This is a genomic window from Nostoc sp., assembly GCF_036917575.1.
GTDB lineage: Bacteria > Cyanobacteriota > Cyanobacteriia > Cyanobacteriales > Nostocaceae > Nostoc.
Genome location: NZ_JBALDC010000030.1, coordinates 19,963 through 33,355, shown reverse-complemented (window position 1 = coordinate 33,355; position 13,393 = coordinate 19,963). Strand labels below are relative to the sequence as shown.

The following is a 13,393-nucleotide window of genomic DNA, read 5'->3' as shown; positions in this document are numbered from 1 at the left end:
CCACTATTTTGATTCTGAGTGCTGAATTCTTCTTCAATTCAAAGATAAAGATAAATTTTTGCTTTTTTACTTAAGTGTGAAATTCAGGATTGCCTGCGATGGCGTAACCGCCCACCGTAAGTGATCGCTAAATTATCTAATGAATTGCAACTCGGTGTTATGTATACCTATAGTCGTCTCTCCAAAGGCAGTGTACAAACCGGATATCGAGACTATATAATTAATTTTGTAATCTTTGTTACAAATTTTACAACAGAAATTTCTGAGAGAAATAAAAAAAGTGTTAAGAAACGTAAATAACGTTAATATTAGTAAGCAAGTTTGAAATATTCCTCTTATTTATGCCAGACTCAAATTTACCAGGGACAGAGTTGCTGAAAACGCTCTTAGATCCGCTGCTAGAAGATTTTCAGCATTGGTTTATGCGATCGCGCCATTTACTCGAAACTGAGGAACTATCATTTATGAGTCACCAAGAGCAATCTGACTTGCTCTCACGAGTTAAGCAAGCACAGGATGAACTAAATACGGCGAAGATGTTATTTAATGCAACTGATAAACAAGTCGGCGTTGATATGGCAACGTTAATGCCTTGGCATGAATTAGTAACAGAATGCTGGAATGTTGCAATGCGCTTTCGTCGTCAAGAACGCGAAGCGTAAGCACTCAATTTCGATAGACTAGTTAGCGATATCTTTTGACTAGCCAAAGAAGCGTCTACACAAGATGGTAAATTAGTCGTTAAAAAGATAGTAGAAAATTCTTAACAATTTCTTAACATTATCTAGATTAACAAAAGAATGTATCCTATGCTACCGTTAAGTGGGATAACGGTTGACAAATAGCTCCATATAAATGTAAGCGCGTGAAAAGTGCACAGAATGCTCGTCTTAACTGTAAGTCACAGTATCGGCGAAACAAAGCGTTACAAAATAAAGTTTTAAAATTACTGTTCTGGAGGAAAATACAATGTTACATCTGCTTTACATTCTTGCTTTTACAATCCTTGCATTTATAGCTGTTGGCAACTTAATTCGTAACCTGATTATGTTCAGTTTTGATCGGGAGCGAACTTACCCGACAAATTCCTCGCCAATAAATAATCAAGGCAACTATGGTTATTATTCATCAAAGAAACAGTTCGCACCCCATCCTGAGTTATTAGATAATGCAGGCAACTTAATTAAAGAGCCACTTTTGGTAATGCGTTCAATTAACGTTGAAGATGCACGTCAACATCTTGATGCACTTTACGAAGCATCCCCAGGACAAAAAAGAGAGAATTCTGAAGAAGCATAACAAATTAGGAGTAGAGACGCGATTAATCGCATCTGTCAGTAGTTTGGGTGTAAATTATTGTTGTTTTTACATCCTAAACCCTTTTATCAGCAGAAATTTATTTCCATATCAATCAACCTAGTAAATATAGATTTTTTACATCATTTTATTAAAAATACTCAATTGGTAGACGATTTAACTCATCGTTGCAAGGACTGCGATCGCAAGCGGATACAATTTTCATTCTTGAAAATATGATTGAGGATTTAAAACGAGTAGCATTTTTGTTATGATTTTCTGGTTATCAGCCATTAGTCAGTGCTTAGATCGAAATCAAAGACTCATAGATAATACTGAGCGACTTAAGGGTAATACTGTTTTTATTTAACGAATTTTCAATTCTTTTTTGGCATTTTTCAACTGTCTCCAGAGAATGTGAATTTGTTTGTAAGTCTCTTCAGGGGAAAGTTTACCACTAGTTTGAAGACTGCAAATGTAATTTACTCGTTGAGCAAAATCTTGAAGATTAGCATTAAATACTAGATACTCTGGTTCAAATTGCCTATAATATAGACTACGAGGATATAGAAAATTACATAGTTCAGATAGCAATCAGATTGTCTGTTCATAAGTATTTAGAGTATTGCAGATTAGAAATTATCTAATTGAAAAATTTTAACAAAGCTTTCGCCGACCCTTTTGACAAGCATTACAGAAAGACGTTTGAGGTTCAAAGTCAAGACAGCCAAACGCTTCCTCAGAACAAGCTTTCATTGGATGTACAGTACACTTAAGGCGATGGTCGTTAGTGAAATATGCACAAGCATGACAAGGAATTTGATGTAGCTTTTTTAAATGATTTATTCCTTGTTTTAAGGTAAACGAGATACTCAAAATAAAGAAAATCAAAGTGGCCCAAGCAAATGAAGCACAAAAAATTGTAGCCAGCATAAGTCATCCTCCTAAAGATTAGAAAAAAGTGCCCACAGTCAACTGCTTTTAACCGCAGGCATGAAACATTATTTAGCTTGTGTTGAGTGAAACTAAATTAATTGAGTCAGTAGGTAGACATAAATCAATATGTCATTGCCTAAATAATCTAATTATTAACTTGAGGCAATGAGCGTTAAGAATGCGTGGAGATAGATTAAACTTTTTGACTTGAATAAACTGAATCTAAGTGATGTGGAGATTGCCAGAAATCAAAAAAAATCTATTTTGCTACAAGAGTCGGTTGAAAAAAGCAAAAAAAATGCTATTTTTGTTGACATTCCTAATAGCGATCAATCGCCTTCCATTAAATAAGGTTGCCATCCTTGCAGAACCTTGCGTTCTACGATGATATCCTCAGTGCTACCACAAACCATTAAAGGTACAGGATAGCTCGGCAGGTATAGCCGTTTAAACAAAGAGTGAGACGAGAGCGAGCAATCTAAGTCTGGCTCTAATTTCTTGTAAAGACGTAGCATTCTACGTCTTTACATCATGGGTACTAAATCACTAGATAATTAAATCGAGTTGATTGCGATCGCACCGAATAAAGCAATACTAGTCAATAGCAGATAAGCGAAGATTGCTCCACCAATGCCACCAATCAAAAAGCCTTCAGTAAATTGACTCCATTCAGCGACAGTATTAATGCTCTGTGGCACTTTGGCAACTGTTGCAACCGAAACCGATCGTGAATAGACTTCTTGTTGTCTTTCGTAGCTAGTAGTGCCATAAAGCGAAAAACCAATTGTCAAGATAATAATGAAACTGCCTGTGGCTAATAAACCAACCAAGCTGCCCACATTAGAATTGCGTAATAAACCTAATGAACCTAATGTCGCAAAGGGGCCAACTAGCCAGTAACCATGAGCCATGCCAATTTCTAATCCTCGCCACAAAGCAGATATACCAGGGCGATAAATTGGCAAGTATTTGAGAAACTTCAGCGTCAGATCAGAAGAATTGACTGCGGTTACTTGATTACTCCTTTGGCGCTCCACACGTGGAGGCTGAACCATATCACCATTTTTGAAATCAAATCCGCCTGCGATCGCCCGAGCGCGGAGAGCGTGCCAAATGTGACCTAACAGAAACATCAGCGCTAGGACAAAATGGAAAGTTACCAACCAACCACGAGCAGAAACTATACCAGCAGAAGTTTCTATAGTTTTAACTGGACCATAAAAAACTTCGGGATAGACGGTGTTATTGACTGAGGCAAAATATGCCGCTAAAAAGCCCATGTATGCTACAGCACCAATGCTGTAAGATAAATACGCTTCCCCTGAGTAAATCAAAATTCGGCGTGCCCAAGCAAATGGCTTAGTCAAGATGTGGAAAAGACCACCGCCAATTAAGATCAAACCAATCCAGATGTGACCGCCAACAACATCTTCCAAATTATCAACAGCAGCTAATCCCTCTGGTCCCCAAGCCCCAAATAGGTAGCCAAAGATGCGGAATGGGTTAAGTGTCGGGTGATTGATTATCCTAACATCTCCACCGCCAGCAGCCCAAGGATCAAACAGTCCACCCCAAAACACCGCCTTAGCAACTAAAGTCAAAGCACCCAAACCTAAAAGCGTTAGGTGAATGCCCAAGATGGTTGTCATCTTGTCCTTATCTTCCCAGTCATAGCCAAAAAATCCAGCCCAAGTGGGATTATCTTGTAACACCTCTGGTCCCAGCAGAGAGTGATAAAGACCACCAGCAGCCAGAATTACTGAAGGTATCAGATGCAAGACACTGATTACAAAGTAGGGATATGTGCTAATAACTTGCCCACCAGCACCGACACCCAAACCTAAAGTTGCTAGATGAGGCAGTATGATTAACCCTTGCTCATACATTGGCTCATTCGGATTGAAACGCGATAATTCAAACAGCGTCATCCCTCCAGCCCATAACAAAATCAATGCAGAATGGGCAATATGAGCGCCTAGTAATTTTCCCGATAAATTAGTGAGACGAAAGTTGCCAGCCCACCAACCAACATCAGGTATCTGTTGCTTATATGGACTATCTTCTATTACTGCTGTCATTTCTAGTAATCCTTGAGAATTTTTAGCAATTTTGTTGAGCTTCTACTTCAAGATAATTGCAAATACATTGCATTAAATTGAATTTAGCTGATTGGTTGCGGAATTACCGCCTCCTGACTCACCCTACCTTTACGAAAATCGAAACCACGTGCCCGCAAGGCGTGCCAGATATGACCTTGGAGAAAGAAGAAAGCTAACCAAAAATGGGCATTAGCTAACCAAGTCCGAGCAGTTACAAGATCAGGGTCAGGCGATGAAAAGTACGGCACAATATTCTGTCTAACTACTAGCGCCGGTCCATAAAAAACTTCAGGATAAACAGTCGTGTTTACCGATACAAAGAGAGTTGCAATAAAACCCATCAGTGCCAAAGCACCCAGACTGTAAGAGAGGTAAGCTTCTCCAGACCAAACAAATATTGGATGCGTCCAGGTAAAGGGCTTTGTCGCAATGTGGAAAAGTCCACCAATAATCAATATTGCACCAACCCAAATGTGTCCGCCAACCACGTCTTCTAGGTTGTCAACCCCAGCAATCCAGAACTTCCTAATTGCGCCAAATAGATAACCAAAAATGACAGCTGGGTTTAATGTTGGATTTGTAATTACCCGCACATTTTCAACATTTGGGTCGTACAAACCCCCAAAGTACATTGCTTTGGCGACTAACAAGAATGCACCACAACCCAGTAAAACCAGATGTATACCAAGGATTGTGGTCATTTTACCCGTGTCTGACCAGTCGTAGCCAAAGAAAGGAACTTTACCTTCCAATTTTTCTGGGCCACGCAGGGAATGAAAGATTCCTCCAAAACCCAAAAAGGCTGAGGAAATTAGATGCAAAGCTCCAATTACAAAGTAGGGATAAGTATCCACGACTGCACCATTTGCACCTACACCCCAACCTTGAGTAGCTAGATGAGGTAGCAAAATTAAGCCTTGCAAGTACATCGGTTCTGCTGGATTAAAATGGCCTAGCTCAAATAAAGTCATAGCTCCGGCCCAGAAAACGATCAGACCAGAATGAGCGACGTGAGCGCCTAGTAATTTCCCTGATAAGCTGGTGAGTCTGGCGTTACCTGCCCACCAAGGCGAGTCAGTAAGGTCTTGCTCCACCGACAGCGGACTTGTGGAAATTGTCATTTTACATTTATCCCCTATTGAGAATATTATTCAATAGCTTTAGAAATGAGTCTACACCAAAATTTGAATTAATGAAAGAAAGTCTCATTAAAAATTTTGAATCTAAATGAAAAATTAATTACATTTCAATAAGTTTGGTGTTGATAATATCTGACTCTGGAAGATTCTCCCAAACCCTATGAGTGACATTTAATATCATGGATAATTTGTCAATAAGTAATAGTGCTTAAACTACCTATCGTATTATTTATTGGGTTGAGGAAGACAACAAACAGGTAAGCATTGCAAAGTTCTGCCACACATCAAGATTCAGTCTTGAATTGTAATTGTAAACTTTTACAAAAAAACGTATTGACAACGTAAATACATCTTGTTTAGACTATGAGGTATGGATGTATTTTTCATGCTTAATGGTGTCACCTTCCTTTGGAACGAGGAGAAAGCTTGGATTAATCTCAGTAATCATGACGGCATTACATTTCAGCAAGCCGTAGAAGCTTTCTTCGCTTCGATCAGTTTCTAGTGGTGGTTGATGCAAACCGCAATGATGAGGAGCGGGATGCTGTGATTGGCTTGGATAAACGATGGAATCTTCTGTACGTTGTCTACATTGAGCATGAAAACGACATGATTCGGATCATCTCGGCTTGGAAAGCAACGCGTAAGGAACGTGAATACTATGAAAGCTGAATTCTTGAAAAAGCGACTTGATAAAAGTCGTCCAATGACGACAATCACAATTCGCATTCCCGAAGATGTGATTGAGGATTTGAAGCGAGTAGCACCATTATTAGGGTTTTCTGGTTATCAGCCATTAGTTCGCGCTTACATCGGACAAGGACTCCGATCTGATCTTGAGCGACTTGAGGGTGATACTGTTTCTACATTGATTGCCAGTCTGAAACGGCATGGAGTGAGTGATGAGATAATTCGTGAAGCACTCAGCGAAGCGACTGGGCGGTAGTTTTAAATTCTCTGTTCGCAGTCAGTAGTTAAGAAGGCAATATTATAGCACATATCAAGATGTAGGTCTGAATTATAACTGTATAACATCTCATTTGAGCAGACATACGAAATACACTGTTACAGATAAGGTATGGGAATAGAGGGAAACTTCAAACAAATATCCGCACCTCTTTTAGAGATAGCGAAACAAGATTTGTATGTGTTGGACTTGTATCTTCATGCAAAAGAAGCTTTAAAAACCGAAGCAGTTCAACATCTGCTTACCTACTTAAAAAAACTACTTAAAAAAAAGGAATTAATTATAACCTGGACGCTCTTATGGCTGAGGAGCAATGGAGAATTGGAAGACTAGAGATTGATTCTTGGCAGGCGATTCACTACTTGCTAACTGAGGATATATCTTCGTGGGAAGAATGTCAGATCCCTTTTATTGTTGCCCGAAAAAAGGAAAACAACCGATTGCTAATCAATGCGGTGATGGGCAGAACCTCAATTGAAGGAACAAAAGGTAGTTTCAAAGATTTCGGTCCTGTAAAATATCTTGTTCCCTCAGAAACTCAGCAAATCTCCGAAGCGCTGCTTCAAATTTCAGAAAAAGAGTTTGCTAAGAGATATGAAGAAGCTTGTGTGCTGAATCCAGATGCTTACAGAACATTATGGGATGAGGAAGTAGATGAATATTTGTATATGTTTCAGTGTATCTCAGAGTACTATAGAATAGCTGCCGAAGAAACCAGGGGTATGCTGCTCGATCTCGGTTGTTTTTACGGGGTTGATTTCATGTGGGAAATGCAAGAGTAATGCCGCAGGCTAGCAATTCGGTTGAAACGGACTGAAGGAAACCCCTGGAGTTGATGCAAAAGTTATCTGTGGCGGCTCAATTTTGACATTATGCCACCGAGGGATGTCTACGACGGGCTATGCCTACGCACCAATCATAAAATAGGGAGTGGTGAATTTCCTACTCCCTACTCTCTTCCTAAGCTTCAATAACTACACGGAGATTGCCGCGTTTTTTCGCAACGCGACAAGCAGTCGTAGTTCCAGAACGCTCGAATTCCAAATCGAGGATGGTGGGGCCGACTCGTAAATTATAAAATGACAAGCGATTAATCGATTCTGGCAAAGCAGGGTCGATTATTCGCAAGCAGTTATTTTGAGCGTCAGGCACTAAGTTGACCATCATTTGCAGTAGTTGAAAAATACTACCTGTAGCCCAAGCTTGGGGAGTACAGGCAACTGGATACTGTACAGGGGCATTATCACCGTTCCGTTCGTAGCCGCAGAAAAGTTCTGGAGGACGTTGATAGGGTTGCTGCTGAGTCATATCGAATAAACCTTGAAATATTTCTAGGGCTTGATCGATAAGACCGAGCGATCGCAATCCCATTGCAATCAGAGCGTTATCATGGGGCCAAACTGAACCAATGTGATAACCCATCGGATTATAAGCGGGTGACAAACTACTTAGAGTCCGAATACCCCAACCATTAAACATATCTGGTGCCCGCAATCGTTCTGCTACACTATGAGCTTTTTCGTCTGTGAAGAGTCCCAAATGCAGGCAATGACCAGGATTTGAGGTAATACTATCTACTGGCTTGCCATCTCCATCCAAAGCCAGGGCGCAGAAATCTTGATCTTCTACCCAAAAATCTCGATTAAAACGAACCTTAAGATTTCTGGCCTCTTCTTGCCAACGATCTGCCAAATCAAGCCGCTTCTTCATCCTAGCTATTTCTGCTAAACGTATTTTTGCAGCATAGACGTAAGCTTGTACCTCACAAAGGGCAATTGGACCGTTGGCTAATTCTCCCTTGCGGTCTACAATACAGTCGCCGGAATCTTTCCAACCTTGGTTAACAAGACCGCGTTTGGATCTACGGAAGTAGCTAAGGTAGCTGGTTTCTTTGGTATTGCGATCAATCCACTCCATTGCAGCTAGAGCATTGGGCCAAAGTTGCTCTAGGAGTTCTCTATCGTAAGTCCAAGCATAGTGTTCGGCATAGAGCATCAGCCACAAGGGAGTAGCATCAACTGTACCGTAGTAAGGTGTATGGGGAATTTCTTCACAACGAGCCATTTCTCCCAAACGTAACTCGTGCAAAATCTTACCTGGTTCTTCTTCGCGCCATTCGTCGTCAATTTTACCTTGGTATGTCGCCAGTAATATCAGAGTTTCCTTAGCGATTTGCGAGTTTAACATCAGGCTTTGGGAAGCTGTAATCAGCGAATCTCGCCCAAATAATGTTGAAAACCAAGGTACTCCGGCAGAAACAGTCTTATGCTTCCCAAAAGACTGGCGCAACAAATACATATCTTGTTCAGCCCGCTCAATCACTCGATTGAAAGTACTTTTATCTGAGCTAATGCGGGTAATTTGTTGTACCCAGTGTTGCTCCTCCATCCACTCAGCAGCTTTTGCCTGTCCTAATGTGGTGGCGGCGCTCACAGTTGAACTGGACTGGTTGTTTCTCAACATATTCACTCGGTAGCCCAGCTTTCGAGTTTCATGAGAAGCCAACTCAAGCTGCCAAACCGCAGTGTAACCCTTAAAATAATCTGGTTGCCGATGCTGGAATAGAATCCGGGATTCCATCACTGAGCCATCCAAACCTTGATAGGCGAGTGTTAAGGATTCTTCTTTATAGGGAGATGGCTCTTTAAGTACTGGTGCAACACCATCGATGTGAGAAGATGTTCCTTCCTCAGTCGTCGGTTCTACTAGGCGTAAAAGCCGACCTCGTTTTTCTCTGTCATAGCCCCGGACTTCAAATAAATCAAGAAAATCCGCATCAAAGCTGATGGTTAGTTCAAAATTGACAGTAGTTGTGCTGTAGTTAGATACTTCTATTTCTTCAAATAATGCTCCATTCAGCACGATTTCTCGACGAATTCCTACGGTTTCGGCTTTTAGGCGTTCGTCAATTCTGGGGTTGGTACACAAAACGGAGAGTGAAAACCCTTTTTCAGCAGTACTACTGAGGAGTACAGGCGATCGCCCTTCAATTTGCAACTCTAAACGATTCAGAAATCTCGTATCACAACAAAACAGTCCCATACTGGGATTGCCATCATTGAGGGAACAGCCAGAAATATTCCCGATAGTATCTGTCACAAAAAATAAATCATCATCTTTAACCGTTAGTGTCGGTTGCGATCTTTCAACCACAACACAAGGCCACTCCGGGATCGGTAATTGTTCGGCAGGAATAAAAGTTTTTCCATCCAGAAAAATTTTTTCTGGGGTGATTAGCGTATCCGGTGTCATTAGACAAAGTTCCGTGTACAGGTCTATATTTTTGTGGTCTTTTGAGTAGAAGTCTCTTACCCAAGAGGCAGAGGGAAAAATAAATACCCTTTTGCTTTGAGACAGAGCAATTAAATTTATTTAGTCGAGACACGTAGTTTAAACAAAGGACAGCCTATCGTAGAAAGATAGAAAGTGCAGAGTCAGATCAGCAATCTTGCCCTGCTTTTACAGCGCTTTTCAAGTAATTGAACTACACTACTCCCTACTCCTTGTCTTAGTCTTGGTCTAAATACCTGAAAACCTCCGTAAATATACGGTTTTCTCATTGCCCCATTCTCTCTGCTTTTTGTTCATCCTCACAACTTCCGAAAAAAGACGCTCTTAAAAACTCCTTTGAGCTATTTGAGCCAAAATAATCCTGACATATTGCTGACAAAATAGCAGCGCTCATATCCATATAAACATAAGCAAATCTTATTGATAGAGGCAGGAGATAGACATGCTTTTAGCAAGAACTGCCTTTGTCGATAAAATTTATATTTTATGAGTGTGAGGTCAAGACTGAAAACTGAGGGTTTTGAGGCAATTTCTTAGCCGTTGAACTTTCAAAGACACAAGGTATATAGTATACTCAGTAAAAATGTGAAGCTTACAGTTTTTGCTTCTTTATTAGAATACGATTTTGTCTTAAATATCTTTAGTATTTGATTAGACTAATTTATGATAATTAAATGATTAAGTTTAATTACTAATCATTGATTAAGTTATGTGAATGTCACAATCATGATTTTTGGGTAAGAAAATTTCTTTAGTTAGTATAAATCAACGTCGGCAAAGTAGGTGATGTCTACGACAGGCTATTTGGCCGACGCATCGACTGTAAATCGATCGTCTGTGGTTATTATCGAACATAGTAGTTAAAACCATACAATAATTAATGTTTTAATACTTATTTTTGAAAGATTTTACCTGTGCAAGCAAAAGCATCAAGTGTCGAGAATGTATATTGGGCGTAATAGGTTATCAACAAGAAGGGTATGAGGTATGGGGTGTAGGATTGCAGGTTCGGGTGATTGGTGGAGGCTTGAACCCACTACAAGATTTATGACCACTAAATCGGAGATTTTGTTGGGGGCTTTTATTCCAAGGTGGCTCCAAGAGCAACATGCACAAAAATACAATTTTCTCTTTCTCCCCCACACCCTGCACCCTACACCCTAATTTTGGTTAATTAACAAATCAAATTGTACCCACGCCCCTTAGTTGGTAACAAAGTGTTACGACTGCTTTGGCGAAAAGCGCTTTTTAGCGTTCTTTACATATTGCAACTGTCTATTTAACTTGAGAGTCCCTTGGAATTTGTACAATGCAGCTGTGACGTGGATCTGATCGAGGTTGAGCGTTTAACAATAATTCATGAGCATTTCGACTTTTGTGCTGAGTGATCTGCTAAAGTCCCTACCCTACTTGCGGCCCCAGCTATATTTTAAGGCTTCACTAACGGCGCTCTCCCACGCGATGGAAGATCAAATTTTGGCTGCGACTTTAGCTCAACCCCTAGTAATTGCTAGTTTCCAACGAGAGCGATTCTACCGCCAAGAAGCTCATCGCTACCAGCGACTTGCTTTACGAAGCAATCAAATATACGTATTATCTGCTCCAGAAACGGATTTCACCAACAGTTCGGAACATTACGAAAAAGTGGCTTTTGAGCCAACGGATGGTTTAAGTCAGGAATGGCATTTGGTAGTGATTGCTGATAATTATGCCACTTGTCTGGTTTGCCGAGAAAATCTTGGTTCTATTGCTAAAAACAAGCAACTACCGGAACTAAGCCCTAATCTGGATATAGACACCGCCCGAAGATTTGAGGGAATTTGGACATCGGAAAGGGGAGTTAGCCTCAAAGCAGCCGAATTGCTGTTAGATAGAATTTTAGTTTACAGACCAGAACTAATAAGTAAAATTCAACAGGCACGTCAGAGGTTTGGCATCGGGGAGCCGCGAAACCAGTCTGGAGGAGAACAGTACAATGAATATGCCTGTGACATTGATACAGATCCCTTTGTGCAGCGCTTAGTAACTTATTTGCAAGCTAGTCAATACAAATTACACAAAGCTTACCGTTCTATTGCTGCCCAAGCACGAAAAGAACGATTAGTCAACTCAATTAGTACTGCGATTCGGCGATCGCTCGATCCTCACGAAGTTCTCCAGGTGGCGGCACAAGAATTAGGGCAACACCTAAAAGCTTGTCGGTGTTTAATTTACCGCGCTCAAGCTACAGATAAACAAGCGATAATTGAACACGAGTTTTTGAATCCTGGTGTTTTATCTGTTTGTGGACAAACCTGGGAGTTAGAGAAAAATTCTCTATTTCGGGACATTGTGGAACAAGGCGAAGGTGTTTGTGTCAGCGATACGCTCAGTGACCCTCGCGTTACTAAATCGCCAGGACTTTCTACGATCGCCAAAAAGTTTGCCATTCGTTCTTGGTTGATGGAACCAGTATTTTATCAAGGGCGATTATTGGGGATTGTGGAGTTACATTACTGCCGGATGCCACCGCACGAGTGCCAACCTGGGGAATTGGATTTGATAGAAGCGATCGCTACCCAAGTCGGAGCAGCTCTTATCCAAGCGGAAGCTTACGCTAATCTAGAAGAACTTAACCAGCAACTAGAAGCCCTAGACCGCACCCGCAGCAACCTCATAGCTATCACCGGACACGAACTGCGTACCCCCCTATCCACAATTCAAGTGTGCCTGGAAAGTCTCGCTAGCGAACCGGATATGCCCTTGGAGTTGCAGCAGGTGATGCTCAACACCGCTCTTTCCGACTCGGAACGGATGCGAAAACTGGTACAAGATTTCCTTACACTTTCCAATTTGGAAAGCGGCCGGGTGGAATGGCATCCAGAATCTCTTACCTTACAAGAATGTGTGGATTTAGCCCTCAGCCGAAATCGCACGCGTTCCTCAACAGAAAAGCCGCCCCAAATCAAGAATCAAATTGCCGAAAACCTACCTCTGGTCAGAGCTGACGGTGATTGGCTAGTTGAGGTACTGGCAAAACTCATAGACAATGCTTTGAAATTTACGCCACCTCAAGGAGAAATCACGATTAAAGCGATTGACAACAGCCGTCAAATGGTCGAAGTGACTGTCGCTGATACTGGACGCGGCATTGAACCAAATCGTTTAGAAGTAGTTTTTGACCGCTTCTATCAAGAAGAGGCATCACTGCGCCGCACTGCTGGCGGAACTGGACTTGGTTTAGCAATTTGCCGTCAAATTGTTAATGCCTGGGGTGGAGAAATTTGGGCACAGTCAACTGGCAAAGATCAGGGTAGTCAGTTTCACTTCACTATCCCGATAGTTCAGAGTAGCCAAGAGGAAAAGCGGACAAAAGTCAAGAGTAAATAGGTATTAGTCCTTTGTCATTGGACATTGAGCATGGGGAAGGCAGTGGGGTCTTCTCCCAAAGGGAGAGGCTAGCGCCAAGGGGTTTCACGCCACTCCCCTCAAGTTGGGAAACCCGCCCACGTCGGTGGCTCCCCAAGTGGAGCAACTGCCGTCATGGAGCATTAAATTTTAAGAATTAGACTTTGGACAAATGACAAAGTCCAAATGACTAAAAACTGTTACAGTCTATGACGCGATCGCAATATGATCCTGGTTGCGGTGTTAGGATTCCCTAAAAACGTTGAGAGAATCATCTT

At 41.3% G+C, this 13,393-nt stretch carries 13 protein-coding genes; 7 read left to right on the top strand and 6 right to left on the bottom strand.

From position 1 onward, the window contains the following. The first annotated feature begins 341 nt into the window (after positions 1-341). Together V7K79_RS07390 and V7K79_RS07385 are read left to right on the top strand one after the other, a co-directional pair. The gene (locus V7K79_RS07390) at positions 342-662 is read left to right on the top strand and encodes a DUF2605 domain-containing protein (RefSeq protein ID WP_335046144.1); all 321 of its coding nucleotides are present in this window, start codon (positions 342-344) and stop codon (positions 660-662) included. 307 nt (positions 663-969) lie between these two features. Next, on the top strand, positions 970-1,299 hold the full coding sequence (locus V7K79_RS07385; RefSeq protein WP_335046142.1) for a DUF2973 domain-containing protein: 330 nt from the start codon (positions 970-972) through the stop codon (positions 1,297-1,299). Positions 1,300-1,662: 363 nt separating this feature from the next. Here the strand turns inward: V7K79_RS07385 and V7K79_RS07380 are convergent, their stop codons facing one another. The 5 genes from V7K79_RS07380 to V7K79_RS07360 form a co-directional block, all read right to left on the bottom strand. Then, on the bottom strand, positions 1,663-1,890 hold the full coding sequence (locus tag V7K79_RS07380; RefSeq protein WP_335046139.1) for a DUF7219 family protein: 228 nt from the start codon (positions 1,888-1,890) through the stop codon (positions 1,663-1,665). 63 nt (positions 1,891-1,953) lie between these two features. Then, positions 1,954-2,229, bottom strand: a complete 276-nt coding sequence (locus V7K79_RS07375; protein WP_335046138.1) for a hypothetical protein — start codon at positions 2,227-2,229, stop codon at positions 1,954-1,956. Between the two features lie 332 nt (positions 2,230-2,561). Continuing rightward, entirely contained in the window at positions 2,562-2,747 is a 186-nt protein-coding gene (locus tag V7K79_RS07370; RefSeq protein ID WP_335046136.1) for a hypothetical protein, read from the bottom strand. 39 nt (positions 2,748-2,786) lie between these two features. Further along, entirely contained in the window at positions 2,787-4,310 is a 1,524-nt protein-coding gene (locus V7K79_RS07365; protein ID WP_335046134.1) for a chlorophyll a/b binding light-harvesting protein, read from the bottom strand. 83 nt (positions 4,311-4,393) lie between these two features. Continuing rightward, entirely contained in the window at positions 4,394-5,452 is a 1,059-nt protein-coding gene (locus V7K79_RS07360; protein ID WP_335046133.1) for a chlorophyll a/b binding light-harvesting protein, read from the bottom strand. A 522-nt stretch (positions 5,453-5,974) separates the two neighbouring features. On the opposite strand from V7K79_RS07360, the gene V7K79_RS07355 reads away from it, so the two are divergent. The 3 genes from V7K79_RS07355 (at position 5,975) to V7K79_RS07345 (ending at position 7,219) form a co-directional block, all read left to right on the top strand. After that, a complete protein-coding gene (locus V7K79_RS07355) occupies positions 5,975-6,142 on the top strand; it encodes a BrnT family toxin (RefSeq protein WP_335046131.1) in 168 nt (55 codons plus the stop codon). Then, entirely contained in the window at positions 6,132-6,416 is a 285-nt protein-coding gene (locus V7K79_RS07350) for a hypothetical protein (RefSeq protein ID WP_335046128.1), read from the top strand. The genes V7K79_RS07355 and V7K79_RS07350 overlap by 11 nt, the downstream gene beginning before the upstream one ends. Before the next feature lie 320 nt (positions 6,417-6,736). Next, entirely contained in the window at positions 6,737-7,219 is a 483-nt protein-coding gene (locus V7K79_RS07345) for a DUF1877 family protein (RefSeq protein WP_335046126.1), read from the top strand. A 178-nt stretch (positions 7,220-7,397) separates the two neighbouring features. Here the strand turns inward: V7K79_RS07345 and V7K79_RS07340 are convergent, their stop codons facing one another. Further along, on the bottom strand, positions 7,398-9,689 hold the full coding sequence (locus V7K79_RS07340; RefSeq protein ID WP_335046124.1) for an amylo-alpha-1,6-glucosidase: 2,292 nt from the start codon (positions 9,687-9,689) through the stop codon (positions 7,398-7,400). Between the two features lie 937 nt (positions 9,690-10,626). Here V7K79_RS07340 and V7K79_RS07335 point away from each other — a divergent pair. Both V7K79_RS07335 and V7K79_RS07330 read left to right on the top strand, forming a co-directional pair. Beyond that, on the top strand, positions 10,627-10,779 hold the full coding sequence (locus V7K79_RS07335) for a hypothetical protein (RefSeq protein ID WP_335046122.1): 153 nt from the start codon (positions 10,627-10,629) through the stop codon (positions 10,777-10,779). A 308-nt stretch (positions 10,780-11,087) separates the two neighbouring features. Beyond that, on the top strand, positions 11,088-13,097 hold the full coding sequence (locus tag V7K79_RS07330) for a DICT sensory domain-containing protein (RefSeq protein WP_335046120.1): 2,010 nt from the start codon (positions 11,088-11,090) through the stop codon (positions 13,095-13,097). Positions 13,098-13,393: the final 296 nt, after the last annotated feature.